This is a genomic window from Streptomyces caelestis, assembly GCF_001279005.1.
GTDB lineage: Bacteria > Actinomycetota > Actinomycetes > Streptomycetales > Streptomycetaceae > Streptomyces > Streptomyces heliomycini.
Genome location: NZ_LGCN01000096.1, coordinates 29,156 through 53,305, shown reverse-complemented (window position 1 = coordinate 53,305; position 24,150 = coordinate 29,156). Strand labels below are relative to the sequence as shown.

At 74.0% G+C, this 24,150-nt stretch carries 24 protein-coding genes; 14 read left to right on the top strand and 10 right to left on the bottom strand.

The features are described 5' to 3' along the window. Nucleotides 1–9: 9 nt before the first annotated feature. Complete coding sequence (locus tag ADK41_RS09570) at nucleotides 10–1,122, bottom strand: Vms1/Ankzf1 family peptidyl-tRNA hydrolase (protein ID WP_030819107.1); 1,113 nt, start codon at nucleotides 1,120–1,122, stop codon at nucleotides 10–12. Nucleotides 1,123–1,183: 61 nt separating this feature from the next. Here ADK41_RS09570 and ADK41_RS09565 point away from each other — a divergent pair, with 61 nt between their 5' ends. Next, nucleotides 1,184–1,471, top strand: coding sequence for a DUF6158 family protein (locus ADK41_RS09565; protein ID WP_030819105.1), 288 nt, complete (start codon nucleotides 1,184–1,186; stop codon nucleotides 1,469–1,471). Nucleotides 1,472–1,483: 12 nt separating this feature from the next. On the opposite strand, the gene ADK41_RS09560 is transcribed toward ADK41_RS09565, so the two are convergent. From ADK41_RS09560 to ADK41_RS09550, 3 genes are all read right to left on the bottom strand, one after another. After that, nucleotides 1,484–2,029 (bottom strand): type 1 glutamine amidotransferase domain-containing protein, encoded by a 546-nt coding sequence (locus tag ADK41_RS09560; RefSeq protein WP_030819103.1) that lies wholly within the window; start codon nucleotides 2,027–2,029, stop codon nucleotides 1,484–1,486. Nucleotides 2,030–2,050: 21 nt separating this feature from the next. Beyond that, the gene (locus ADK41_RS09555) at nucleotides 2,051–2,476 is read right to left on the bottom strand and encodes a CBS domain-containing protein (protein WP_030819101.1); all 426 of its coding nucleotides are present in this window, start codon (nucleotides 2,474–2,476) and stop codon (nucleotides 2,051–2,053) included. 69 nt (nucleotides 2,477–2,545) lie between these two features. Further along, nucleotides 2,546–2,938: a DUF2795 domain-containing protein gene (locus ADK41_RS09550; protein ID WP_030819099.1), complete on the bottom strand. Its 393-nt coding sequence runs from the start codon at nucleotides 2,936–2,938 to the stop codon at nucleotides 2,546–2,548. Between the two features lie 160 nt (nucleotides 2,939–3,098). Here ADK41_RS09550 and ADK41_RS42050 point away from each other — a divergent pair, with 160 nt between their 5' ends. From ADK41_RS42050 to ADK41_RS09530, 5 genes are all read left to right on the top strand, one after another. Continuing rightward, complete coding sequence (locus ADK41_RS42050; protein WP_167353464.1) at nucleotides 3,099–3,239, top strand: hypothetical protein; 141 nt, start codon at nucleotides 3,099–3,101, stop codon at nucleotides 3,237–3,239. 152 nt (nucleotides 3,240–3,391) lie between these two features. Continuing rightward, the gene (locus ADK41_RS09545; RefSeq protein ID WP_167353463.1) at nucleotides 3,392–4,258 is read left to right on the top strand and encodes an RNA polymerase sigma factor SigF; all 867 of its coding nucleotides are present in this window, start codon (nucleotides 3,392–3,394) and stop codon (nucleotides 4,256–4,258) included. Between the two features lie 68 nt (nucleotides 4,259–4,326). Further along, nucleotides 4,327–4,968: a hypothetical protein gene (locus ADK41_RS09540; RefSeq protein WP_030819096.1), complete on the top strand. Its 642-nt coding sequence runs from the start codon at nucleotides 4,327–4,329 to the stop codon at nucleotides 4,966–4,968. Nucleotides 4,969–5,106: 138 nt separating this feature from the next. Further along, a complete protein-coding gene (locus tag ADK41_RS09535) occupies nucleotides 5,107–6,354 on the top strand; it encodes an aminotransferase class I/II-fold pyridoxal phosphate-dependent enzyme (RefSeq protein ID WP_030819094.1) in 1,248 nt (415 codons plus the stop codon). Then, entirely contained in the window at nucleotides 6,351–7,406 is a 1,056-nt protein-coding gene (locus ADK41_RS09530; RefSeq protein WP_030819092.1) for an MBL fold metallo-hydrolase, read from the top strand. The genes ADK41_RS09535 and ADK41_RS09530 overlap by 4 nt, the downstream gene beginning before the upstream one ends. A gap of 19 nt (nucleotides 7,407–7,425) precedes the next feature. On the opposite strand, the gene ADK41_RS09525 is transcribed toward ADK41_RS09530, so the two are convergent. Both ADK41_RS09525 and ADK41_RS09520 read right to left on the bottom strand, forming a co-directional pair. After that, the gene (locus ADK41_RS09525; protein ID WP_051842820.1) at nucleotides 7,426–8,052 is read right to left on the bottom strand and encodes a DedA family protein; all 627 of its coding nucleotides are present in this window, start codon (nucleotides 8,050–8,052) and stop codon (nucleotides 7,426–7,428) included. A 32-nt stretch (nucleotides 8,053–8,084) separates the two neighbouring features. Continuing rightward, nucleotides 8,085–8,858: an MBL fold metallo-hydrolase gene (locus tag ADK41_RS09520; protein WP_030819088.1), complete on the bottom strand. Its 774-nt coding sequence runs from the start codon at nucleotides 8,856–8,858 to the stop codon at nucleotides 8,085–8,087. Nucleotides 8,859–9,258: 400 nt separating this feature from the next. Here ADK41_RS09520 and ADK41_RS09515 point away from each other — a divergent pair, with 400 nt between their 5' ends. From ADK41_RS09515 to dnaK, 4 genes are all read left to right on the top strand, one after another. Next, entirely contained in the window at nucleotides 9,259–11,334 is a 2,076-nt protein-coding gene (locus tag ADK41_RS09515) for a phage holin family protein (RefSeq protein ID WP_078661758.1), read from the top strand. A gap of 534 nt (nucleotides 11,335–11,868) precedes the next feature. After that, nucleotides 11,869–12,297 carry an OsmC family protein gene (locus ADK41_RS09510; protein WP_030819084.1) on the top strand — a complete coding sequence of 143 codons (429 nt, stop codon included), beginning with the start codon at nucleotides 11,869–11,871 and terminating at the stop codon, nucleotides 12,295–12,297. An 80-nt stretch (nucleotides 12,298–12,377) separates the two neighbouring features. After that, on the top strand, nucleotides 12,378–13,109 hold the full coding sequence (locus tag ADK41_RS09505; protein ID WP_030819082.1) for a glycerophosphodiester phosphodiesterase family protein: 732 nt from the start codon (nucleotides 12,378–12,380) through the stop codon (nucleotides 13,107–13,109). 86 nt (nucleotides 13,110–13,195) lie between these two features. Next, a complete protein-coding gene (dnaK, locus tag ADK41_RS09500) occupies nucleotides 13,196–15,070 on the top strand; it encodes a molecular chaperone DnaK (RefSeq protein ID WP_030819080.1) in 1,875 nt (624 codons plus the stop codon). Between the two features lie 19 nt (nucleotides 15,071–15,089). On the opposite strand, the gene ADK41_RS09495 is transcribed toward dnaK, so the two are convergent. Continuing rightward, nucleotides 15,090–15,905 (bottom strand): SAM-dependent methyltransferase, encoded by an 816-nt coding sequence (locus tag ADK41_RS09495; RefSeq protein WP_030819078.1) that lies wholly within the window; start codon nucleotides 15,903–15,905, stop codon nucleotides 15,090–15,092. A 69-nt stretch (nucleotides 15,906–15,974) separates the two neighbouring features. Next, nucleotides 15,975–16,838, bottom strand: coding sequence for a helix-turn-helix domain-containing protein (locus ADK41_RS09490; protein WP_030819076.1), 864 nt, complete (start codon nucleotides 16,836–16,838; stop codon nucleotides 15,975–15,977). A 222-nt stretch (nucleotides 16,839–17,060) separates the two neighbouring features. On the opposite strand from ADK41_RS09490, the gene ADK41_RS09485 reads away from it, so the two are divergent. Further along, nucleotides 17,061–17,486, top strand: coding sequence for a hypothetical protein (locus ADK41_RS09485; RefSeq protein WP_030819074.1), 426 nt, complete (start codon nucleotides 17,061–17,063; stop codon nucleotides 17,484–17,486). On the opposite strand, the gene ADK41_RS09480 is transcribed toward ADK41_RS09485, so the two are convergent. After that, entirely contained in the window at nucleotides 17,468–18,286 is an 819-nt protein-coding gene (locus ADK41_RS09480; RefSeq protein WP_030819072.1) for a helix-turn-helix domain-containing protein, read from the bottom strand. The two genes, ADK41_RS09485 and ADK41_RS09480, sit on opposite strands and share 19 nt — an antisense overlap. A gap of 135 nt (nucleotides 18,287–18,421) precedes the next feature. On the opposite strand from ADK41_RS09480, the gene ADK41_RS09475 reads away from it, so the two are divergent. The 3 genes from ADK41_RS09475 to ADK41_RS09465 are packed head-to-tail and all read left to right on the top strand — an operon-like array spanning nucleotide 18,422 to nucleotide 21,416. Next, nucleotides 18,422–18,727, top strand: coding sequence for a 4a-hydroxytetrahydrobiopterin dehydratase (locus ADK41_RS09475; RefSeq protein WP_030819070.1), 306 nt, complete (start codon nucleotides 18,422–18,424; stop codon nucleotides 18,725–18,727). Between the two features lie 5 nt (nucleotides 18,728–18,732). Further along, a complete protein-coding gene (locus tag ADK41_RS09470; protein ID WP_051842781.1) occupies nucleotides 18,733–19,548 on the top strand; it encodes a class I SAM-dependent methyltransferase in 816 nt (271 codons plus the stop codon). Continuing rightward, nucleotides 19,545–21,416, top strand: coding sequence for a rhamnogalacturonan lyase (locus ADK41_RS09465; protein WP_030819065.1), 1,872 nt, complete (start codon nucleotides 19,545–19,547; stop codon nucleotides 21,414–21,416). The genes ADK41_RS09470 and ADK41_RS09465 overlap by 4 nt, the downstream gene beginning before the upstream one ends. Nucleotides 21,417–21,486: 70 nt before the next feature. On the opposite strand, the gene ADK41_RS09460 is transcribed toward ADK41_RS09465, so the two are convergent. Further along, a complete protein-coding gene (locus ADK41_RS09460; RefSeq protein WP_030819063.1) occupies nucleotides 21,487–24,150 on the bottom strand; it encodes a cellulose binding domain-containing protein in 2,664 nt (887 codons plus the stop codon).

Below are 24,150 nucleotides of genomic sequence, written 5' to 3'. Positions count from 1 at the left end.
TCCCGCGGGTCACTTCCAGCGCAGCAGCGCGCCCAGTCCGCCGGTCGGCGCGTCGTCCCGCGCACCCGGGGCCGCGGCCACCGACAGCGTGGGCGCGTCCGTCGCGACCGCGGACCGGATCAGCGCGTCGTCCGCCCGCGCCGACCAGGAGTTCTGCTCGCCGAGCACCTTCAGGTCCGTACGCCGCACCGCCAGCTGGTCCGGATCCTCACCGATCCACACCTCGCGGTGCGCGTCGGGCGAGTCCGGCCGGATCAGCAGCTCGTCGATCCGGTGCTCGCGCGCGGCCTCGACCAGCGCCGGCACGCCCTCCACGGCGCCCGTGCGGCCCTCGTCGTCGGGGCTGCGGGCGGCGAGGAACCGCTCCAGCTCCGCCGCGGCCCGGCCCTGGACGTGATCCGCGCGGATCCGCTCCACGTCCTCGTCGAGCAGCCTGCTGCCGGCCCCGTGCGAGGCCTCGACCACCAGGTCGTGCAGCCGCTGCGGCAGCCGTTCCCGCACGGAGCGCTGCTCACGGTCGTCACCGACGAGGATCAGCAGGTCGGCGCCGGTCTCCTCGTGGCAGACGGCGAGCGCGTCGGCGATCTCCGCGGCGTTGTGCTCCCAGGTGTTCTCCACCCGCAGCTGGAAATGGCGCTCCGACCAGTCGACGGAACCGGTCCGGTGCAGCGGCCACTGCCGTCCGGTCACACTGCCGACGTCGTCCCGGCCGAGCGCGCTGCGCAGCTCGAAGTCCGCGCCCCTGCGGTCGACGTAGGCGACGATGCACACCGGGTCCTCGCCGGCCAGCTCCAGCAGCGGCGCGACCCTGGGCAGCGGCGCCCACTCGGCCCGGTCGCGCTGCGGGGACCGGGCCAGCGGCGGGTCGAGCACCACCTCGCCGTCCCGGGCGAACAGCGCGCGGCCGTGCGGTTCGCTGGAGTGCCGCAACTCCTCCAGCGCGTGGCGCACCGCCCGGCAGGTCGCCTCGTCCGCCCCCTGGTCGGCCAGTTCACCGGCCAGTGCCTGGGCCTTCAGCCGTCGTTCCCGGGGGGTGTGCTCGGTGTGCCGGGAGGTGTCGACGTAGACGGAGGCCCAGGGGCCGGGACGTTCGTAGAGTGGTTGCAGGAAAGCGAGTTCCATGGCTCCCTCCCGGTTGCCGTTCGAGGTGGTGCTGTGCCGGCCGGGCGGGTACCCGGGCCGCATGAACGCACACGACGAGCGGGGTGCCACGATGACCGGAGTCGAGCCGGACCGCCTGGACGACCAGCAGCTCATGAAGGAGCTGGAGACCATCCACCGCACGCGCCACGACACACTGCTGTACGGCTCCAACGGCGCGCTGCGCGCCCACAACGAGCGGATGGCGCAGCTGGAGGGCGAGTACCTGCGCCGCAATCCGAACCGCCCGGTGGCCCCCGGCCGCACACGCGAAGGCGCCCGGGAACGGGGCGCCGCGGACACCGCGACGCCCACGACCCCGGGCACCTGACCGGCCTTCGGCCTACGCGGCCGTCTCCGCCTCGAACACCTCCAGGTAGGTCTCGCAGAAAGCCTTGAGATCGTCCGGCTTGCGGCTGGTGACCAGCTTGTTCGACCCGTGGTCGCACACCTTCACCTGCTCGTCGACCCAGGTGGCGCCGGCGTTGCGGAGGTCCGTCCGCAGGCTGGGCCAGCTGGTCAGCACCCGGTCGCGGACCACGTCGGCCTCGATCAGGGTCCAGGAGGCGTGGCAGATCGCGGCGACCGGCCGGCCCTGGGCGAAGAAGTCCCGCACGAACGCGACGGCCTTGTCGTCCATGCGCAGGAAGTCGGGGTTGGCCACCCCGCCCGGCAGCACCAGCCCGTCGAAGGAGTCCGCCGACGTCTCGCCGGCGACCTCCTGCACGGGGAAGGTGTCCGCCTTGTCGAGGTGATTGAACGCCTGGATCTTCCCCGGCTTGGTCGACACGAGCACGGGTTCGTGACCGGCGTCCACGGCCGCCTGCCACGGTTCGGTCAGTTCCACCTGCTCCACGCCCTCGGGCGCGGTCAGGAATGCGATACGCATGATGCCTCTACGTCCTTTCGTTCAACTGTTCCTGTCCGGTCGTGCACGGCTGATGTCGGCCAGTGCCGAGCCGGAGTCCCGCGCCTCGGCCAGGTCGCCGAGGCTCACCAGCCCGACCGGCAGACCGCCCTCGACCACCGGGATCCGGCGGATCGCGTGCTCACGCATCAGGGCGACGGCGAAGGACACCGGATCGTCCGGGGCGAGCGTCAACGGGTCCGGCGTACAGACCGATCCCACGCTCACCCCGAGCGGATCCGCGCCCCGGGCGACCGCGCGGACCGTGATGTCGCGGTCGGTGAGCACGCCGACGACCCGCTGCCCGTCGGCCACCACCACGTCGCCGATGTCCTGGGTGCGCATCAGCTGCGCCGCCTCGACGATCGAGGCGTCCGGGCGCACGGCGACCACGCCCGGGGTCATCACGTCCTTGACGGACTCGGCCATGACCGGGGCCCTCCCTCCGATCCCGGCCGTCGGGGCGCCGCGGCCGGCCGCGGCGCCCCGACGGACCGGTTACGCGGTCTCCGTCTGCCGGGACCGGGTCAGCGCCTCGGCCAGTTCCTGGACGCTGCCGTAGCGGTCCTTGTGGGGCAGCCGCTCCAGCGCCTCGATGAGCGCGTCGGGCGCGTACCGCCGGTCCAGGGCGCGCATCAGCTGGCGCGGTCCCGCGGGGAACGCCCCGCGGCCCAGGATCCTGGCCAGTTCCAGCCGCACCGACTCCAGGGACGTCGGGCCGCGGCCCGGCGTCACCGGGCCGCGCGCGACCTCGGGGTCGTCGTCGGCGAACGGCTCCGGGTCGTGCCACTCCTCGGTGCGGGTGGGGTGCCCGGACCGCAGCAGGCCCTGCAGTTCGTGTTTCATCTCGTCGTCGCGGTGGACGCTGAGCCGGTCGCTGCCTCGCTGCATGTCTCCCTCCAGATCCTTCGGGGTCCGCACCGCGTACCCGAGGAGCGGAGGGCGACACAGGGGTTCGTGCACCGGATCGTCGCGGCCCGGTGTTTGGCCGCCGGAAGGCGGGAGACCCGCACCCCCACGCCCCCCACGCGCCTCCCGGAAAGGACAGGCCATGGCGGTGCTAGCCGTGCTCATCCCGCCCCTCATGCTCGGCGTGATCCTGATGCTGGGCCGCTACGAGGACTTCGTGCTGCCACCCGCACCGCCCGAGGCCGACCCGTCCGAAGCCCGGCTGGGGAGTTTGGGACGGTGAGACGGGGGCAGGCGCAGGTCCAGTGCTTCGGACAGGAGGCACGTCCGTGGAGGCGGTGTCGCGCCGCTGCGGGCGTACCCGCTCCACGACCGGTGCGCTCGCCACGGTGACCGTCCGTCCCCGAGCACCCCCCGAGGGAGCTGCGACGCACCATGCCGACCCGAGCGAGCGCGAAACACCCTCACGACGACGCCCCCGACACCGCGGACGCCTTTCGCAGGCTCGCCGCACTGGCCCCGGGCCCGGAGCGGGACGCGCTCCGTGACGAGATCGTCGAGGCCTGGCTGCCCATGGCCGGCCGCCTCGCCGGACGCTTCCGCAGCCGCGGCGAGAGCTTCGACGACCTGTACCAGGTCGCCGCGCTCGGCCTGGTCAAGGCCGTCGACCGGTACGACCCCGAGCTCGGCAACGCGTTCGAGAGCTACGCCGTGCCGACCGTCACCGGCGAGATCAAACGGCACTTCCGCGACCACATGTGGACCCTGCACGTACCGCGCCGGGTCCAGGAGCTGCGCAACCGCGTCCGGCACGCCTCCCAGGACCTGTCCCAGACCGTCTCCGGCCGCCGGGCGACCGTGGCCGAGATCGCCGAGCACGCCGATCTGAGCGAGGAGGACGTGCGGACCGGGCAGGAGGCGCTGGAGAGCTTCACCGCACTGTCCCTGGACGCCGAGCTGCCCGGCAGCGACGACGGCTACTCGCTGGGCGACGCGCTCGGCGCGCCCGACCCGGCACTGGACACCGTGGTCGACCGCGAGGCCGTCAGGGAACGGCTGGCCGCGCTGCCCGAGCGGGAGCGGGCCATCCTCTACATGCGGTTCTTCGGCGACATGACGCAGAGCAGCATCGCCGAGGAGCTGGGCATCTCGCAGATGCACGTCTCCCGCCTGATCAGCCGCTGCTGCGGGCGGGTACGGGAGCAGGTCATGCGGGACGACGGCGAGAGGCAGCGGCCCCTCACCCGCACGGGCGAGCCCGGTCCCGCCAATGGTGTCCGGCGGCGAGCGCCGCGGCGGTGACGGGGCTGTGATGGCTGTGGGGCGTGACCGCACGCCGTGCCCCGCCGTCGCTCGAAGGAGCCCGCACCATGCGCCGCACCGCCCGTGCCCTGTCCCTCGCCACCGCCACCGGCGCCGCCCTCGTGGCGCTCGCGCCGGCCGTGTTCGCGGGCACCGTTCCGGACGACGGGGCCTCCTGGGGCGCCGCCTCCCACGCGCCCTGCCCGGAACCGGGGGAACACGGGTGGGAACCGGACGCCCCGGAACCGGGCGGGCCGGAGGCGGCCGTACCGAAGAGCACGGCCCTGGACGGGCCCGGCGCCGAATCCGACGCCGGCCTCGGTCCCGAGGATCCCGAGGGACCCGAGGGCCTTGAGGGCCTCGAGGCGGGGATCCCCGCCCCCGAGGAGCCCGAGGATGCCGAGGAACTCAAGGGCCTCGAGGATGCCGAGGACCCCGAGGAAAGCGACCCCGACGAACCCGGGGCCGTCGGACCGAAGGCGCCGAAGCCCGAACCCACCGCGTACAAGCCCCCCGCCCCCGAGCCCACCGGGTCGAAGGCCACCCCCTGCGCCAGTGCCCCCGCGTACCAGGGCGTCCACGCGGGCGGGGGCGGCGCCTTCACCGATTCCGTGCCCGCGCTGGTCGCCGGCGGTCTGCTGATCGCGGGCGCGTGCGCCGCCGCCGCGCACCGCGTGCACCGCGACCGGACCGCCCGCACGGACGGCTGACGCCCGCGCCGTGCGCGGCCCGGCCCGGCCCGGCGCCCATGGCAGGCGGCACGCTGGGTACTGACTGGCCCAAGGAAGGTCGTCCGGGGCACGAGCGGGCGCCACGGCACCGGCACCAGGGACTGCGCGGAGGTAGGGATGCGGCGGACGGATCCGGAAGGTCACGGCCCCGTCCGGTTCGGGCCGGTGCTCCCCGAGGACGGGCTGCCCGTCCTGCCCGAGCTGTCCGCCGTACTCGCCGCCGCGGCCTCCCGCGCCGCCGCCGAACCGGTCGGCGGCGGGCCCGCCCTGCTGGACGCGGCCTGCGGCTACGGCGACCGGCGCGGACTGCCCGCCGCCCCCGACCGGGTGGCCGTCGCCCCCGGCGCGCCCGCCCTGCTGGTGGCGCTGACCGCCGCCCTCGGCGGCGACGTCCTGGTGCCCCGGCCCTGCGCCGCCTGGTGGGTCCCCTACGCCCGCCTGCTCGGCCGCCCCGCCTTCCCGGTGCCGACCCCGGCCGAGAACGGTGGCGTCCCCGACCCGTACGCCCTGCTGGAGACCGTGCGCCGACTGCGGGCCGAGGGCGGCGACCCGCGCCTGCTGGTGCTCTCCGTCGCCGACGACCCCACCGCCGGCGTCACCCCGCCCGAGCTGCTGCACGAGACCTTGGAGGCCGCCGTCGCCGAAGGGCTCCACCTGGTCAGCGACGAGACCTGGCGCGACACCCTGCACGACCCGCACGGCACCGTGCTGCTCAGCCCCGCCGAGATGCTGCCCGACCGGGTCACCGTCGTCACCGACCTGGCCGGCGCCCTGCTCCCGCCGGGCTGGCCGGCGGCGGTGGCCCGCTTCCCGGCGGGCGAGGACGGCGACGCGCTCCACGCGCGCGTGCTCGACGTGCTCACCGCGCTCGACGCGCGCGTCGCCGCACCCGTCGCCGCCGCGGCGGCGTACGCGCTGTCCGAGCCCGAACCGGTCACCGCGCGCGTCGCCGGCAGCGTACGCCTGCACGCGCGCGTGGCCGCCGCCGCGCACCATGCCGTCGTCGCCGCGGGCGCCCTCGCCCGGCCGCCCTGCTGCGGCCGGCACCTGTACGTCGACCTCACCCCCCTGGCCCCCGCGCTCGACGCGCACGGCATCGGCGACGCCCAGGAACTGGAGGACTTCCTCACCACCCGGCTCGGCATGCCCGCACCGGGTGGCCACCGCTTCGGCGACGATCTCGAAGCACCGCGCGTACGGCTGTCCACCGCCCCCCTGCTGGGCGACACCGCCGCACTGCGCGCGGAGGGCCTGAGCTCACCCGCGCCCCTGGAACTGCCGCAGGTGCGAAGCGCGTTGACCCGACTGACGACGGTCTTCGACGATCTCCGTGACGACGCTCGGCGACGGGAGCCCCCTCGATGACGCAGCGCCCCGAATCGACCACCGGAACGGCCGCTCCGGAACCCGGCGCCCGGGAGGCCGGCGATCCGGCCGCCGCCCCGCACCCGCCCCTGGCCGCACCCCGCCCGCTCGCCGAACGGCGGGTGTGGCCCCGTACCTTCCACGACCGGCTGACGTCCCCGCTGCCCGGCCTGAAGGCCCTCGCCCGCTTCGCCCGCGAGGGCGCCGTACGGCCCACCCCGGACGGTCTCGCCGACATCCCCCGGCTGCCCTGCGCCCCCGGCCCGCTGCCCCGCGTCGACGCCCGCACGGTCGCCGTCACCTGGGTGGGGCACGCGAGTTGGGTGCTGCGGATCGGCGGGCTCACCGTGCTCACCGACCCGGTCTGGTCCCGCCGCATCCTCGGCACGCCCGCCCGGATCACCCCCGTCGGCGTCCCCTGGGAGGCCCTGCCGCGCGTGGACGCGGTCGTCATCAGCCACAACCACTACGACCACCTGGACGCCCCCACCCTGCGCCGGCTGCCGCGCGACACCCCCATGTTCGTGCCGGCCGGGCTCGCCCCCTGGTTCCACCGCCGCGCGTTCACCCGCGTCACCGAGCTCGACTGGTGGGAGGCCGCCGAACTCGGCGGAGTCCGCTTCGACTTCGTGCCGGCCCATCACTGGTCCAAGCGCACCCTCGCCGACACCTGCCGCTCCCTGTGGGGCGGCTGGGTGCTCACCGGACCCGACGGGCGGCGCGTCCACTTCGCCGGGGACACCGGCTACGGCCACTGGTTCTCCCGCATCGGCGGCCGCTACCCCGGCATCGATCTCACCCTGCTGCCCATCGGCGCCTACGACCCCCGCTGGTGGCTGGCCGACGTCCACTGCGACCCGGAGGAGGCGGTGCGCGCCGCCCAGGACCTCGGCGCGCGCCACATGGCCCCCATGCACTGGGGCACGTTCGTCCTGTCCGCGGAACCGGTCCTGGAACCGCTCACCCGGGTCCGCGCCGCCTGGGAGAGGACGGGCCTGCCCCGCGAGCGGCTGTGGGACCTGCCGGTGGGCGGCTCCCGGATCCTGACGTGACCGGGGCCGCCCGCACGCCTCACCCCGCCGCCGTCCCCCGCATCCGCCGCCACAGGCCCGGCGCCACACTGATCAGCACCGTCAACACGATCGCCGCCAGCACGCCCTGCCACGGTTCGGCGAACAGCGAACCGCCGAGGACACCGATCAGCTGGTACGTCGCCGCCCAGGCCAGGCAGGCCGGCAGATTGCCCCGCACGAAGCGCCGCACCGGCCACTTCGCGACCAGACAGGCCAGCATCACCGGCAGCCGCCCGGCGGGGATCAGCCGGGACAGCACCAGCACCGCCACCTCGTGGTCGGCGAGCTTGCGCTGCGCCCACGCCAGCCGGTCCTCCGGGGCGCGCTCCCGGATCGCCTCCAGCCAGCGCGAGCCGTTCTTCGACGTCATGCCGCGCCGCCCCAGCCAGTACAGCGCCACGTCCCCGAGGAACGCCGCCAGCGACGCCGTCACGAACACCAGCGCCATCGAGAACGGCGCCGCCCGGTGGAAGGCGACCACGGCCGCCGAACTGACCAGCGCGCCCGTCGGCACCACCGGCACCAGCGCCCCGATCAGCACCAGCAGGAACAGCGAGGGATAGCCGACGGCCTGCTGGGTGAACCCGGGCGCCACGGCGGGCAGGGCCACCGACGACAGCGACACACCGGCCGCCTGGCCCGGGGCGGCGGGAAGGATCACCGCGCGACCTCCAGGCGCACGCGCTCCCCGTGCCCCAGCCGGTGCACCGACGCGCCGGGCGCGTGCCGGGCCGCCTGCCGCTCGAACTCCTGCCCCGGCGCGTGGAACTCGTGCGGGCGCACGGCGTCCATCCCGATCGGCCAGTACGTGCCGTAGTGCACCGGCACCGCGCTGGACGCCCCCAGCCGGGCCAGCGCCTCGGCCGCGCGTCCCGCGTCCAGATGCCCCTCGCCCAGGTACGGCCCCCAGCCGCCCACCGGGAGCAGCGCCACGTCGACCGGCCCGACGTCCTTGGCCATCTCGTCGAACAGGCCGGTGTCCCCGGCGAAGTACGTCCGCGCCTCGCCCTCCAGGACGTAGCCGAGGGCGGGGGAGCGGTGCGGCCCGACCGGCAGCCGCCGCCCGTCGTGGCGCGCGGGCACGGCCCGTACGACCAGTCCGCCGACCCTCGTCACATCGCCGGGCGCCACCTCGCTCACCGCGAGGTGCGTGAGCCGGCGCAGCCCCGGCACCGCGCGTCGCGCGCCCCGGGGCACGAGCAGGCGCGTGCCCGGCGCGAGCCGGGCCAGCGACGGCAGGTGCAGGTGGTCGGCGTGCAGATGGGAGACCAGGGCCACGTCCGCCCGCCGGGCCTCGGCCGGCGGCACCGCGCCGCGCCGGCGCCGCAGGTGGGCGAACCGGCGGGCGAACAGGGGGTCGGTGAGCACCCGCGTGCGCGCGTCCTCGACCGTACAGGTGGCGTGACCCCACCACGTGACCTCCACCGCCACCTTCGCGCCTCCCTCGTGCGACTCCCCGAAGCCTACGCGCAGGAGGAGGGCCGGCGGCGAGGACCGGAGGCGAGGGGGCGTCACGGGGCCGGTGCGGGGGACGGAGCGCGGCCCGGGACCGACCTGTTCGTGGCGCCGAGCCCGCGGGTGCCGGAACACGCGCCGTCCTCCGCGGGGGAGTCCGGACGGGAGTGCGCGGGGCGGGGACGGCGGGCCGTGCGGAACCGTCGTGCGACGCGGCGGTGAAGGCGCGTGTGCGCCGGCGGCCGTCGCCGCCGACGGCCGGGCACGACGCTCGCCGAGCCGCCGCCGGCCCGTGCGACGGGGACGGAACGCCGCGTCCGGCCGTTGTGACAGGGTGGAGACGGGCCAGGTCGGCCGGGACGTGAGGTGTGCGGGCGTGGATGGCGGGCGGTGGCGACGGGTCGCCAGTCAGATCGGGCGGAGTGTCGCCGTGTGGGTGGTCTCCACGCTCACCATGCTGCTGCTCGCCGGCATCCTGCCCGACTTCCGGCTGCGCTCGGCCGACGGCGACAGCGCCACGGACATCGCGGTCACCGCCGCCTTCGGCGCCGGCGCCTTCGGTCTGCTCTCCGCCCTGGTCTGGCCGCTGCTGGTGCGCCTGCTGCTGCTGGTGCCGGCGCTCGTCCTGGGTCTGCTGGTGTTCTTCCTCAACGGCGCCCTGCTGTGGCTGGCCCTGCACGTCACACCGGTCGAACGCGGCGCCGCCGCACCGGAGACGGCGGTCGTGGTCGCCGCAGTCATGTCCGCGGTCGCCTCCGCCACCGGCGCCGCCCTCGCCGTGCGCGACGACGACGCCTACCGCCGCCGCCTCTACCGCCTCGCCCACCGCAGACGGGGCTCCGCCCCGCCCTGCCCCACCACCCCCGGCACCGTCTTCCTGCAACTCGACGGCGTCGGCCACGACGTCCTGCTGCACGCCGTCGACAAGGGACTGATGCCCACCGCCGCCCGCTGGCTCGGCACCGGCACCGGCGGCGACCGCCCCTCCCACCGCCTCACCCCCTGGCGCACCGACTGGTCCAGCCAGACCGGCGCCAGCCAGCTCGGCATCCTGCACGGCAGCAACCACGACGTCCCCGCCTTCCGCTGGTACGAGAAGGCCCGCCGCGAGGTCATGGTCTGCAACCGGCCCACCAGCGCCGCCGAACTCCAGGCCCGCGCCATCGAGCACTCCGGCCACGCCGGACTGCTCGCCGACGACGGAGCCAGCCGCGGCAACCTCTTCAGCGGCGGCGCCCACGAACAGGCCCTGGTGCTCTCCATAACCACCCGCCGGCGCGGCCCGGCGGCCCGCTCCCGCGCGGGCTACTTCGCGTACTTCTCCGACCCCGCCAACGCCGTGCGCACCGCGTTGTCCTTCGTCGCCGAGGCGGGCCGGGAGATCGGCCAGTCCACCCGGGCCAGGTTCCGGGGACAGCGCCCGCGCGTCTCGCGCGGCGGGCTCTACCCGTTCGTACGGGCCTTCGCGACCGTCGTCGAACGGGACGTCGTGGTCGCCGCCGTGATGGGCGACCTGCTGGTGGGCCGCACCGCCGTCTACGCGGACCTGGTGGCCTACGACGAGGTCGCCCACCACTCCGGGCCCGTGAGCCGGGACACCGAGAAGGTCCTCCAGCGCCTCGACCGCGCCCTCGCCCTGATCGAGAACGTCGCCGAGCACGCCCCCCGCCCGTACCGGATCGTCGTCCTCTCCGACCACGGGCAGAGCCCCGGCGAGACCTTCCGCTCCCGCTACGGCCTCACCCTCGGCGACCTGGTGCGGGCCGGCTGCGGACTGCCCGTGCCGCGCCGCGCCGGGCGCACCCACAGCGGCGCCGAGGCCCGCGCCGCCGTCCGCGCGGCGCTGCGCCGGCCCGTCGAGGAGGGCGCCGAGCACTACCGCCCCTCCCGCGGCTCCGAACCCGTCGTGCTCGCCTCCGGCAACCTCGGCCTGGTCTCCTTCCCGGACGTGCCGCACCGGATGACCAAGGAGGAGATCGACGCCCGCCACCCCGCCCTGCTGGCGACCCTCGCCAACCACCCCGGCATCGGCTTCCTCCTCGTCCGCAGCGAACGCCACGGCGGGGTCGTCCTCGGCGCGTACGGCGCGGAGATCCCGCTGGACGAACTGGACGACGACCCCGGCCCGCTGGCCGCCTTCGGCCCCGGCGCCGCCGACGTCGTGCGCCGCACCCACACCTTCCCGCACACCGCCGACATCATGGTCAACTCCTTCCACGACCCCGCCGACGGCGAGGTCCTCGCCTTCGAGGAGCAGATCGGCTCCCACGGCGGCCTCGGCGGCGCCCAGACCCGCCCCTTCCTGCTGTCCCCGCTCGCCCTGTCCGCACCCGTCCCCGACGGCACGGAACTCGCCGGCGCCGAACAGGTCCACCAGGTGCTGCGCCGCTGGCTGGCCGAGTCGGGCGAGGCGGACCTGCCCGTGACCCCGGACCGGGAACGCGCGGCCTGAGCGGCCCTTGATCCGCCGGCGACGGCCGCGGACGACGGCGCGCCGGACCGGCCGCCGGGCACACGCCGGACGAGCTCCGGAAACCGGACCCGGCGGTGCGCGCGGACGTCCTGTGCGTCCCGGACCGCGTCCTGCGGGACCTCCCCGCCGCCGGGGCCGCCGTCGGGGGCCCCGGCTCATGGTGTTCCTCGACGGCCGCGGGGGGACGGAGCGGGCCGGCCCGCGGGAGCCGGCCCGGCACGGCTGCGCCGCCCCGGTGCACGGCGACCGCGCCCACGCGAGGACCGACCGGACCGGCCCTTTGGGACGGCCCGCTCCCGTCCGGACACCCGCGCCCCCGTCCGGGCGGCGCACCGGGACCTGCGGAGGGGTCCCGCTTCCGTAGGGCGCGCGGCTGCCGTTCACCGCGAGGGGGCCCGTCTTCCGGGTGAGTTGAGCCGTGATGTGATCGGATGGGGGAGGGCGCCCGGTGATCCGGGCACCCGGACCGAGCACCGCCGGACACACGGCCGGACATTTTCGAAAGGATGCGTCATGGCAGCCACGCGCTCCGCACACACCGTTTGGGAAGGCAGTCTCTTCAAGGGCAGCGGGGTCGTCGCCTTCGACTCCTCCGGCGCCATCGCCGAGCAGCCGGTCACCTGGGCGTCGCGGGCCGAGGAGGCGAACGGGAAGACCAGCCCGGAGGAGCTGATCGCCGCCGCGCACTCCAGCTGCTTCTCGATGGCCCTCTCCAACGGTCTCGACAAGGCCGGCACCCCGCCGACCCGGCTGACCACCTCCGCCGACGTCACCTTCGTGCCCGGCGAGGGCATCACCGGCATCCACCTCACGGTCGAGGGCTCCGTGCCCGGCCTGGACGAGGCCGGTTTCGTCGCCGCCGCCGAGGACGCCAAGGTGAACTGCCCCGTCAGCCAGGCGCTGAAGGGCACGGACATCACCCTGACGGCGAAGCTCGCCTGACCCGCTCGCCGCACCGCACCACCGCAGGCCGCTCCCTCCCGGGGCGGCCTGCGGCACATTCCCACCCGGAGCCGACCACCATGACGCCACGCCCCGCCGTCTCCGCCCATCGGGGCGGCTCCGAGCGCGCCGCCCCGGCGACCCGGGAGGCGTACGAGGACGCGCTCGCGTCCGGCGCGGAGTACGTCGAGCTCGACGTGCGGCGCACCGCGGACGGAATCCTCGTCGTCCACCACGACCCCCGCGCGGGCCGCACCGGCCCGCCGCTGTCCACGCTCACCCACGCCGAGCTGAACGAGCGCGCCGGCTACCCCGTGCCCGTCGTGGACGAGGTGATGGAGCTGGTCGCCGGGAAGCTCGTCGCCCATCTGGACCTCAAGGAGACCGGCTACGAGAGGGAGCTGATCGACCGCGCGGTCGCCCTGCTCGGCGAGGACGGACTCGTCGCCACCACCCTCGAGGACAGCTCCGTCGCCGCCCTCACCGCCGCCCGCCCACGGGTGCGCACCGTGCTGTCCCTCGGCCGGGACGGCGGGGATATCCGCCGGGGCCGGCTGGTGCGGACCCGGATCGGCGAGCTGCTGCCCCTGCGCCGGGTCCGCGCCTGCGGCGCCCACGGCGTCGCCGCGCACTGGCGGCTGGCCCGCGCCACCGTGCTGCGCGAGGCGGCGCGGGGCGGACTGTTCACCATGGTGTGGACGGTCAACGAGGACGCGGCGCTGCGCGGCTTCCTCGGCGACCCGCGCGTGGACGTGCTGGTCACCGACCGGCCCCGCCGCGCCGTGGCCCTGCGCGACCGTGCGTCTCATTGACAACCACCCGCTCAACCTATTGACAATCATCCACTCAAGTTTTGTGCTGGAAGTCCGGAGAGGTGCCCTGGCGGAAGGGGACAGCGATGGGACGTGCGGTCGGAATCGACCTGGGAACCACGAACTCGGTGGTGGCCGTGCTGGAGGGTGGTGAGCCCACCGTCATCGCCAACGCGGAGGGCGCCCGCACCACCCCCTCGGTGGTGGCCTTCGCCAAGAACGGCGAGGTGCTGGTCGGCGAGGTCGCCAAACGGCAGGCCGTGACGAACGTCGAACGCACCGCCCGCTCGGTCAAGCGGTACATGGGCGACGCGCACTGGCGGTTCCCCGAGCAGGGTTCCGTCGACGGCACCCGCTACCGGGCGCAGGAACTGTCCGCCCGGGTGCTGCAGAAGCTGCGCCGGGACGCCGAGGCCTACCTCGGCGAGGACGTCACCGACGCGGTCATCACCGTGCCGGCGTACTTCGACGACGCCCAGCGGCAGGCCACCAAGGAGGCCGGGGAGGTCGCCGGCCTGAAGGTGCTCAGGATCATCAACGAGCCCACGGCGGCGGCGCTGGCGTACGGCCTGGACAAGGAGAACGACCACACCGTCCTGGTGTTCGACCTGGGCGGCGGCACCTTCGACGTGTCGCTGCTCGACATCGGCGAGGGCGTCATCGAGGTGAAGGCCACCAACGGCGACACCCACCTCGGCGGCGACGACTGGGACCAACGCGTCGTGGAGTACCTCGCCAAGCGCTTCAAGGGGCAGTACGGCGTCGACCTGGCGCAGGACAAGATGGCCGTGCAGCGGCTGCGGGAGGCCGCCGAGAAGGCGAAGATCGAGCTGTCCTCGTCCACCGAGACCTCGATCAACCTGCCCTACGTCACCGCCTCCGCCGAAGGCCCCCTGCACCTCGACGAGAAGCTCACCCGCGCCCAGTTCCAGGAGCTCACCGCGGATCTCCTCGAGCGCTGCAAGAAGCCCTTCCACCAGGCCGTCAAGGACGCCGGCGTGGAGCTCTCCGCGATCGACCACGTCATCCTGGTCGGCGGCTCCACCCGGATGCCCGCCGTCACCGACCTGGTCCGCGAACTCACCGGCAAGGAGCCGCACAAGGGCGTCAACCCCGACGAGGTCGTGGCCCTCGGCGCGGCCCTCCAGGCGGGCGTCCTGCGCGGCGACGTCAAGGACGTGCTGCTCCTCGACGTCACCCCGCTGTCCCTGGGCATCGAGACCAAGGGCGGCATCATGACCAAACTGATCGAACGCAACACCACGATCCCCACCCGGCGTTCGGAGATCTTCACCACCGCCACCGACAACCAGCCCTCGGTCGGCATCCAGGTCTACCAGGGCGAACGCGAGATCGCCGCCTACAACAAGAAGCTCGGCGTCTTCGACCTCACCGGCCTGCCCCCGGCCCCGCGCGGCATCCCGCAGATCGAGGTGGCCTTCGACATCGACGCCAACGGCATCATGCACGTCTCCGCCAAGGACCTCGCCACCGGCCGCGAACAGAAGATGACCGTCACCGGCGGATCGGCCCTCCCCAAGGACGACATCGACCGCATGATGCGCGACGCCGACCAGTACGCCGAGGAGGACCGCAAACGCCGCGAGGCCGCCGAGACCCGCAACCAGGCCGAACAACTCGCCTACCAGACCGAGCGGTTCCTGCACGACAACGCCGACAGGGTGCCCGGCGGGACCAGGAGCGAGGTCGAGTCGGCCGTCACGGAGGTGAAGCGGCTGCTGGGGCAGGAGTCCTCCGACACCGCCGAACTGCGCGCCGCCGTCGAGGAACTCGCCACCGTCAGCCAGAAGATGGGCCAGGCGATGTACGCGCAGGCCCAGCAGACCCCGGCCGGGGGAACCGGACAGCACACCGCCCCGCAGGACGACGACGGCGTCGTCGACGCGGAGATCGTCGACGACGACAAGGACACCGGCCGGCGGGAGGACGGCGCCGCCTGACCCGCCGCACCGGCCGCGGTCACGGCTTGCGGGCGACCCCCGCGTAGACCGGCACGATGCCCTCCGCCTGCGCCGCCACGTCCTCCGCCGCCGGACGCCACCCGTGCACCGGGATGACCCCCGGGCCCAGCAGCTCGAGGCCGGTGAAGAAGCGGGAGAACGCGGCCAGCGAGCGCGGGTGGAAGGGCGTGCCGCCGCGTGCGAAGAGGTGCGCCGCCCGCTCCACGGCCTCGGGGCTCAGATCGGGCGTGACCTGGGAGAGGATCAGGTAGCTGCCCGGCGCCAGCGCGGCCGTGTACCGCTCCAGCAGGCCGTACACGTCGTCGCCGTCCGGGTCGTCGTCCAGGTAGTGGGTCAGCGCGACCAGCGACAGCGCCACGGGCCGGCCGAGGTCCAGCGACTCGGCGGCCCGGCGCAGCAGGGTGTCCGCGTCCCGCACGTCGGCGTGCACGTACCGCGTGCTGCCCTCGGCGGTGCCGTGCAGCAGCGCCTCGGCGTGCCGCAGCACGATCGGGTCGTTGTCCGCGTACACCACGCGGGACTCCGTGGCGACCCCCTGCGCCACCTGGTGCAGATTGGGCTCCGTGGGGATGCCCGTGCCGATGTCCAGGAACTGGCGTATCCCCGCCTCGGCGACGGTGCGCACGGCCCGGTGCATGAACCGGCGGTTGGCCCGCGCCCCGCGTAACACCGTGCCGTCCGCCGCGAGGATCCCGCGCGCCAGCTCCTCGTCCACCGGGTAGTTGTCCTTGCCGCCGAGCCACCAGTCGTAGACCCGGGCCGGATGCGGCCGGCTGGTGTCGATGCGGACGGGCGCGGTGTCGGATCCGGTCATGGGCGGTCCTCTCCTCGTGGATTCCTCATGGGTTCCTCATGGACGCGAAGGCGTGCCCGGGCGCGCGGCTCAGTAGTGCTCGCGCCACTCCCGCAGCAGTTTCTCGGTGCGCTGCGCCGAGGCCGCCCGCGCCGTCATGTGGTCCAGGACCTCCAGGTGCGCCGACACCTCCTTGCGGGAGTCCAGGTACAGGGCGCCGGTCAGGTACTCGGTGAACACCATGTCCGGCAGCTCCGGCTCGGCGAACCGGAACAGGGAGAAGGGCGCGTACGTCCCCGGGTGCGGCCCGTCCGCGAACTCGGCGATCTGCAGCGTGACCCGGTCCCGCGCGGAGTACTCGAGGAGCTTGTCGAGCTGGTCGCGCATCACCCGGCCGTCGAGGCTCACCGGACGGCGCAGCACCGTCTCCTCCATCAGCACCCACAGGTGCGGCGGGTCGGGGCGCTCCAGCAGCCGCTGGCGCTCCATGCGCAGCGCCACGTGCCGCTCGACCGCCTCGGGCCCGATGTTCCCGATCGTCCCGGCCTCCAGCACGGCACGCGCGTACCCCTCCGTCTGCAGCAGGCCCGGCACGAAGTGCGGCTCGTAGGAGCGGATGATGCGGGCGGCGCCCTCCAGGCTCACGTACAGGCTGAACCACTCGGGCAGCACGTCGCCGTACCGCTGCCACCAGCCCGGCCGGTTCGCCTCCTCGGTGAGCTCGACGAACGCGACGGACTCGGCCTCGGGCACCCCGTAGGCGCCCAGCAGCAGCTGGACGTACGGGATCTTCAGCGCGACCTCGGCGGTCTCCATCCGCCGTACGGTCGCGGGCGCCACCCGCAGGATGCGGGCGGCCTCCTCCCGCGAGAGGCCCGCCGCCTCCCTCAGTTCCTGCAGCCGCCTTCCCAGGACCACTTGGCCCACGGTGGGTGCGGCCCGCCGCTCACTCACGCCACGCCTCCCCAACGCGTCCGGGCACGCGCCCAGTCTGTCATGTCCCTCCGAGGCTCTCACGAGCCGCGGGCGACCGCCCTGTTTCCACGGTCCCCGTGACATGACCCGGGAGGTAATCGACCCGGTCCCACCCGCGCGGGATCGTGGACGCACCGGGTCCCGGGCCGGCGCACTCCGGCCCGGGACCCGGCAACCGACCCCGACGGAGGAGGACGCGTCATGTCCACGACCCAGCTCGCCGTGCTCGCCCGGACCGTGGAGCCGCAGCGCATGCTGCGCCGCTTCCTGGCCCTCGACGCCGTGGTGACCGGTGCCAACGCCGTCGCCTACCTCGCCCTGGCCGGACCGCTCGGCCGGTTCCTCGGAGCCGGTTTTGGCCTGCTGCTCGGGCTCGGCGCGTTCCTCGCGGTGTACGCGGCCGGCGTGGGCCTGCTGGCCGCCCGGCCGCACCCGCCGGCGCCCGGCGTGCGGATCGTCGTCGAGGCCAATCTCGCCTGGACGGCGGCGAGTCTCGCCGCCCTCGCGCTGTGGCTCACCCCGACCACCGCGGGCGCGGTGTGGACGGTCCTCCAGGCGCTCACCGTGGCGGGCTTCGCCCTGCTTCAGCACATGGCGCTGAAGGAGCGTCAGCTCAGCCAGGTCTGAAGGTACTCGGCCGTCGCCGGGTCCGCCGGGAGCAGCGTCTCCACGGCCAGCTCGGCGACGGTCACGTCCATGGGCGTGTTGAACGTGGAGATCGACGAGACGAACGACAGCGTCCGCCCCCGGTGCTCGATCAGCATCGGCAGCGCGAAGTACGCCACCGGCTCGGCCGGTTCCTCCTGCCGGCCGGCGGTGTCCGGCACGGGGAACGCCGCCACCTCGTCGTACAGCGCCCGCAGCCGCTCCGAGCGGTGCAGGGCGATGTGCCGCCGCATCTGTTCCAGCAGATGGCCGCGCCACTCCCGCAGGTTCCGGATCCGCGGCGCCAGCCCCCGCGGGTGCAGGGTGAGCCGCACCGCGTTCAGCGGCGGCGTCAGCAGCGAATCCGGGACGCCGTCGAACAGCGCCATGACCCCCCGGTTGGCCGCCACGACGTCGTACATCGCGTCCACCACCAGCGCCGGATACGGTTCGAAGCCGCCGATCAGCCGCTCGATGCCCGTGCGCACGACCTCCAGCGCCGGGTCGTCCAGCGGGGTCTCCGGGTAGTGGGGCGCGTAACCGGCGGCCAGCAGCAGCGCGTTGCGCTCCCGCACGGGTACGTCCAGGTGCTCGGCCAGCCGCAGCACCATCTCCTCGCTGGGCCGGGAGCGGCCGGTCTCGACGAAGCTGATGTGCCGGGCGGAGGAATCGGCGCGCAGGGCCAGCTCCAGCTGGCTGACCCGCCGCTGCTCCCGCCAGGCGCGCAGCAGGGGGCCCACGCCCCCGGTGCGGGAAGCGGTACCGGACGTGACAGTGGTCATGCCAGGACGGTAGTCGAGGAACGGCCCCGCCGGGGGAAGGGTCCGCGCCCGGCCAGGGCCCCGGGGGGTCTTCTGTGAAAGCCTGGGAGTCCCGCACGGGACCGCGGGACCCGAACCGGTGAAGGAGCGCATCCCATGTCCGTCGAACCGCTGTCGCAGAAGGAGATCGAGGAGCGGCTGGCCGAGCTGCCGGGCTGGTCGCTCGACGGCGACCGGATCACCCGCTCCTACCGGCTCGGCTCGCACTTCGCGGCGACGGCGATGGTCGTCCACGTCGCCCAGGTGCAGGAGGAGCTCGACCACCACTCCGACCTCACCCTCGGCTACGACACCGTGACCCTGTCCGTGCACACCCACAGCGCGGGCGGCGTCGTCACGGAGAAGGACCTCGAGCTCGCCCGCAGGGTGGAGGACCTGGCGCCCGGACACGGGGCACACTGAGGCGCGTGCTCGACTACGACGAGGAAGCGGAACGGTACGACGTCCTGCGCGGCGGTGAACCGCGGGCGGCGGCCGCCGCCGACGCGGTGACGGGCCTCGTACCGGGCGGCGCGCGGGACCTGCTGGACGTGGCGTGCGGCACCGGCATCGTGACCCGGCGGCTGGCCGCCGCCCGCGCCGGTCTGCGGGTCACGGGCGCCGACCTCTCCCCGACGATGACCCGGATGGCCGCCGTCCGTCTGCCGGGCGCCGTGGTCCGCGCCGACGGCCGCCGGCTGCCCTTCGGCGACGCCCAATTCGACGCCGTCGTCAGCGTGTGGCTGCTGCACCTGATGTCCGGCCCCGAGGACGTACGGGCGGTCGTCGCCGAGTGCGCCCGCGTGCTGCGGCCCGGCGGGGTGTACGTCACCACCGTCCACAAGGGCGCCTCCCACAACGTCGGCAGCGACATCGACGCGATCCTCGCCGCGCGCCCGCGCAGCCCGGTCCCCGACGCCCCCGACACCGTCGACGCCTGCGCCGCCGGGCACGGTCTGCTCCCCGCCGGGGAGGCCCGCTTCCGGGGGCGCGGCCAGGGCCGCAGCCCCCGCCGCGCCATCGCGGACCTGCGGCGCGGCTGGTTCGTCACCCTGCCGCCCGGCGAACCTCTCGCCGAGGAGTTCGCCGCCCGGCTGGCCGGGCTCCCCGACCAGGACCGGCCCCGCGCCGACCCCGTGTTCCGGCTCAGGGCGTACCGGAAGCCATGGGGCGGCAACCCGGAGCGCTTCGGCGGCGACCGAGAGGCGGAACCCATCCGTCCTCCCAGGAGGCCCCTCCCATGACCCACCCCCACAGGCGCCGCGGACGCCGTGTCGTCCTGCCCGCGGCGCTCGCCGTGGCGGCGCTGGCCGGCGCCGGTCTGACCGTGCTGTCGGACGCGCCCGCCGAGGCCGCCACCGCACGGCAGGTCGAGAAGCTGGACCGCGGCGTCGTCAGCGTGCACACCGGCAGCGGGAACCTGGTCAGCTGGCGCTGGCTCGGCACCGACCCGGACAACGTCGCGTTCAACGTCTACCGGGCCGGCACCAAGGTCAACTCCAGCCCCGTCACCGGCTCCACCACCTATTTCCACTCCGGCGCGCCCTCCAGCGCCGACTACACCGTCCGCGCGGTGGTGAACGGCGCCGAGCAGGGCGACTCGGTCCATGCCGTCCAGTTCCGCACCGGCTACAAGGACGTGCCGATCAGTCCGCCGTCCGGCGGCACCACACCCGACGGCGTCTCCTACACCTACGAGGCCAACGACGCCTCCGTCGGGGACCTCGACGGCGACGGCGCCCTCGACATCGTGCTCAAGTGGCAGCCCACCAACGCCAAGGACAACTCCCAGTCCGGCTACACCGGCAACACGATCGTCGACGGCGTCAAGCTGGACGGCACCCGGCTGTGGCGCGTCGACCTGGGCCGCAACATCCGTTCCGGCGCCCACTACACGCAGTTCCAGGTGTACGACTACGACGGCGACGGCAAGGCCGAGGTCGCCATGAAGACCGCCGACGGCACGAAGGACGGCACCGGGACGGTCATCGGCAGCTCCTCGGCCGATCACCGCAACTCCAGCGGGTACATCCTGTCCGGCCCCGAGTACCTGACGATGTTCAACGGGCAGACCGGCAGGGCGATGGGCACCGTCGACTACGTCCCGGCCCGCGGCACGGTCTCCTCCTGGGGCGACTCCTACGGCAACCGCGTCGACCGCTTCCTCGCCGGCACCGCGTACCTGGACGGCGCCCGCCCCTCCCTGATCATGGCCCGCGGCTACTACACGCGCACGGTGATCGCGGCCTGGGACTGGCGGGACGGCCGGTTCACCCGCCGCTGGACCTTCGACACCAACTCCTCCACCAACAGCGGCAAGGGGTACGACGGCCAGGGCTCCCACGCCCTCTCCGTCGGCGACGTCGACAACGACGGCCGGGACGAGATCGTCTACGGCGCGATGGCCGTCGACGACAACGGCAACGGCCTGTGGACCACCAGGACCGGCCACGGCGACGCCCAGCACCTCGGCGACCTCGACCCGTCGACCCCCGGCCTGGAGTACTACAAGGTCTCCGAGTCCACGGGCCAGCCCGCCGCGCTGTACATCGACCCGGCGAACGGCGCGGTCCGCTGGAAGCTCGGCGCCTGCTGCGACAACGGCCGCGGGGTCGCGGGGGACATCTGGTCGGGCAACTCGGGCCCGGAGATGTGGTCGTCCTCCGACGGCGGCATCCGTGACGAGGGCGGCGGCACGAAGGGCCGCAAGCCCTCCTCCACCAACTTCCTGGCCTGGTGGGACGGCGACCCGGTCCGCGAACTCCTCGACGGCACCCGCATCGACAAGTACGGCACGTCCTCCGACACCCGTCTGCTGACCGGTTCGGGTGTGTCCTCGAACAACGGCACCAAGGCCACCCCGGTCCTGTCCGGCGACATCCTGGGCGACTGGCGCGAGGAGGTCGTCTGGCGCACCGGCGACAACAAGAACCTGCGCATCTACTCCACCCCCCACGACACGGACCGGCGCATCACCACCCTCCTCCACGACACCCTGTACCGCACGTCCCTGGCCTGGCAGAACACGGCCTACAACCAGCCCCCGCACACCGGCTTCTTCATCGGCGCCGGCATGCCCACCCCGCCCAGGCCCTCGGTCTTCACCCCCTGAGCGGACCTCCTGATCGAAACCCCGGCCCGCCCGTACCGGTGTACGGGCGGGCCGGGGGCTCCTCACGTGTTCAGCGAACCGCGCAGGTCCGTCCGCCCAGTTGGAAGACGGTCGGTGCGCTGTTCGCCGCGGACCGGGTCGCGGTGAAGCCGAAGGCGACCGACGAGCCCGCCGCCACCGTGCCGTTCCAGTCGGTGTTGCGTACCGTCACCGCCCCGCCCGACTGGGTGGGGGACCCGTTCCAGAGCTGGGAGATCTTCTGGCCGTTGGCGAAGGACCAGTTCAGGGACCAGCCGTTCCAGGCGGCCGAGCCCGTGTTGGTGAGCCGGACGTCGGCCTGGAAGCCGTCGGTCCACTGGTTGGTGACCTTGTAGGTCACCTCGCAGACGCCCGACGGACCGGGCTCCTCGGGCTCTTCCGGATCCGTGCCGCCACCGGTGTCCGAGGGGTCGCCGTAGACGACGCCGCGGCCGTTGGTCGCCACGTAGACGCGGCCGTAGACCCGCGGGTCGCCCGTGATGGCCGCGCCGGTCCAACCCCACTGGTGGGCGTCGTCGTTGACGCGGGTCCAGGTCGCGCCCCGGTCCGTGGAGCGGAAGACGCCGCGCACGCCGTCGATCTCCGCGCTGGTGAAGAGGGTCTGGTACGAGGCGCCCGGCGCCGCCTTGCCGAAGCCGACGGTGTCGGCCTCGTCGACGTTCGGCAGCTTGGTGAAGGTCGCGCCCGAGTCCGTGGAGTGCCAGAGGCCGTACGGACCGTCGCTCGCCCCGCCCGCCAGCCAGATGTCGCCCTTCGCCCCCGGGAGCGCCTTGAAGCGCACGCTGTCGCCGGCCGGGAGCCCCGTCGCCGCCGACGCCGTGAACGTCGCGCCGCCGTCCGTGCTGACGTAGAACTTCCCGGACTTGAAGCCGTAGAACGTCTTCGGGTCCACCCGGTCGGACTCGACGACCGCCCCCGCCGGGATGCCGCTCGACGCCGACCAGGACGTGCCGAACCCGGTCGTGTGGTGCACGCCCGCGCCCTGCGGGCTCCACACGAACCGGCTGCCGTCGGCCGCCGCCGCGACCGTGCCGCCGCCGCTCACGCCCGAGGGGTCCGTCCCCGCGAACCAGTGGGCGCCGTTGTCGGTCGAGAACGCGATGTGCGGACCGGAGTCCAGGTTGCCGGCCCGGACCACCGTGTCCGGGTCGGTCTCGGCGAAGTCCAGACTGGTCGTCGACGTGAAGTTCGGCTGGGTGAACATCATCGGCGGCACCTTGGTGAGGTCCGTGTGCCGGAAGCCGCCGACGTCACCGAGCGCGCTGATCAGCGGGGCGCCCGACGGGGGAGAGATCAGGTCGTTGACGGCCGTCTCCTCCAGGCCGCGCACCATCGGGGTGATGGTGAACGACGTGTCGTCGTCCCAGTTCGTCAGGTTCTCCGTGCCGTAGACCGTCGCGCCCGTCCCGTACATCATCCGGTCGGAGTCGAACGGGTCGATCTCCAGCGCCTCCGTCATCCAGCCCAGTTTCGGGGTCTGTTCGGGCGGTGACGGGTTCGCGCCCCAGGTCAGCCACGGCGACGACGAGACGTCCATCGTGTAGCGGTTCTCCCGGTTCGGGTACGACGTGTAGCTCCACGCCTGCGTCCACGTGCCGCCGCTGTCCGTCGAGCGGAAGATCTGCGTGTCCGGCCACCAGGAGCTGTACGCCGTCGCCATCACCGTGCCGGGGTTCTGCCGGTCCACGGTCAGACCGCTGAAGCCGTAGTAGGTGTCGGCCTCCGCCACCGGGCTGATGTCCGTCCAGGCGCCGGTCGCCGTCGCGTACCGGTACAGCCGGCCCTTGCCGCCGTCGTAGGGGCCGCCCGTGTCGCTGTACGCGAGGTACAGGTAGCCGTTCTCGGCGTCGAGGACGCCCTTGTGCGCCAGGTGTCCGGTCGGCTGCCCGGCGATCCGCTGCCAGGTCGCGCCGGCGTCCGTCGACCGGTAGACCGCGTTCTCCTTGTCGGCGACGCCGACGTAGACCGTCTTCGTCGCCGTCCCCGCGCCGCCGGTCGACTCGTCGAAGGTGACCCAGACGACGCCCTGGTTGTCGGAGGCGTACCCGGACGTGTCACTCGGGTCCTGGGCGTAGTTCCCGGGGTTGGGGAAGGACGTGACCTTCGACCAGTTCGCCCCCGCGTCGGTCGATCGCCACAGCCCGTTCCCGCTGGGCGCGCCCAGGTACAGCACGCTGTTGCGGTTCGGGTCGACCGCCAGCCGTTCCCCCATGCCCCGTCCCGGCATGTTCCCGCCCAGCTTGAACGGCAGATCCGCCTTCTTCCAGCTCGCGCCCCGGTCCGTGGAGCGCAGCACCGCGCCGTTCGTCGGGTCCCAGTCGTTGGTGTACGTGCCGACCGCCGCGTACACCCGGTCGGGGTCGGCGGAGTCGGAGGCGAGGCTCACCACTCCCGTGTGGCCCCAGTGGTCCCAGCCGACCGAGTCGAGGAGCGGGGTCCAGCTCTTCGTCGGCTCCTGCCAGCGGTAGGCGCCGCCGATGTCGGTGCGGGCGTAGGCCAGGTCCTTCTCACTTCGGTTGAAGACGATGCCGGGCACGAAGCCGCCGCCGTCGATGCGCGCGTTCCTCCAGGTGTAGGTGTCGGCGGCGAGCGTGGTGGCCGGCTCCGGGGCGCCGGCGGCCAGGGCGGGCGGGCCGCCCGCGAGCAGACCGGCCGCCAGTGCGAGCACGGTCGTGAGGATGCGGGTTCTTCGCAC

Excerpts from the sequence above, each read along its gene's own strand:
- ADK41_RS09535 (WP_030819094.1), top strand. The coding sequence starts at position 5,107 with ATGCGGCGGACGGATCCGGAAGGTCACGGCCCCGTCCGGTTCGGGCCG.
- ADK41_RS09495 (WP_030819078.1), bottom strand. The coding sequence starts at position 15,905 with ATGACCGGATCCGACACCGCGCCCGTCCGCATCGACACCAGCCGGCCG.
- ADK41_RS09480 (WP_030819072.1), bottom strand. The coding sequence starts at position 18,286 with ATGACCACTGTCACGTCCGGTACCGCTTCCCGCACCGGGGGCGTGGGC.
- ADK41_RS09570 (WP_030819107.1), bottom strand. The coding sequence starts at position 1,122 with ATGGAACTCGCTTTCCTGCAACCACTCTACGAACGTCCCGGCCCCTGG.
- ADK41_RS09510 (WP_030819084.1), top strand. The coding sequence starts at position 11,869 with ATGGCAGCCACGCGCTCCGCACACACCGTTTGGGAAGGCAGTCTCTTC.
- ADK41_RS09550 (WP_030819099.1), bottom strand. The coding sequence starts at position 2,938 with ATGCAGCGAGGCAGCGACCGGCTCAGCGTCCACCGCGACGACGAGATG.
- ADK41_RS42050 (WP_167353464.1), top strand. The coding sequence starts at position 3,099 with ATGGCGGTGCTAGCCGTGCTCATCCCGCCCCTCATGCTCGGCGTGATC.
- ADK41_RS09485 (WP_030819074.1), top strand. The coding sequence starts at position 17,061 with ATGTCCACGACCCAGCTCGCCGTGCTCGCCCGGACCGTGGAGCCGCAG.
- ADK41_RS09555 (WP_030819101.1), bottom strand. The coding sequence starts at position 2,476 with ATGGCCGAGTCCGTCAAGGACGTGATGACCCCGGGCGTGGTCGCCGTG.
- ADK41_RS09545 (WP_167353463.1), top strand. The coding sequence starts at position 3,392 with ATGCCGACCCGAGCGAGCGCGAAACACCCTCACGACGACGCCCCCGAC.
- ADK41_RS09505 (WP_030819082.1), top strand. The coding sequence starts at position 12,378 with ATGACGCCACGCCCCGCCGTCTCCGCCCATCGGGGCGGCTCCGAGCGC.
- ADK41_RS09475 (WP_030819070.1), top strand. The coding sequence starts at position 18,422 with ATGTCCGTCGAACCGCTGTCGCAGAAGGAGATCGAGGAGCGGCTGGCC.
- ADK41_RS09565 (WP_030819105.1), top strand. The coding sequence starts at position 1,184 with ATGAACGCACACGACGAGCGGGGTGCCACGATGACCGGAGTCGAGCCG.
- ADK41_RS09530 (WP_030819092.1), top strand. The coding sequence starts at position 6,351 with ATGACGCAGCGCCCCGAATCGACCACCGGAACGGCCGCTCCGGAACCC.
- ADK41_RS09540 (WP_030819096.1), top strand. The coding sequence starts at position 4,327 with ATGCGCCGCACCGCCCGTGCCCTGTCCCTCGCCACCGCCACCGGCGCC.
- ADK41_RS09560 (WP_030819103.1), bottom strand. The coding sequence starts at position 2,029 with ATGCGTATCGCATTCCTGACCGCGCCCGAGGGCGTGGAGCAGGTGGAA.
- ADK41_RS09465 (WP_030819065.1), top strand. The coding sequence starts at position 19,545 with ATGACCCACCCCCACAGGCGCCGCGGACGCCGTGTCGTCCTGCCCGCG.
- dnaK (WP_030819080.1), top strand. The coding sequence starts at position 13,196 with ATGGGACGTGCGGTCGGAATCGACCTGGGAACCACGAACTCGGTGGTG.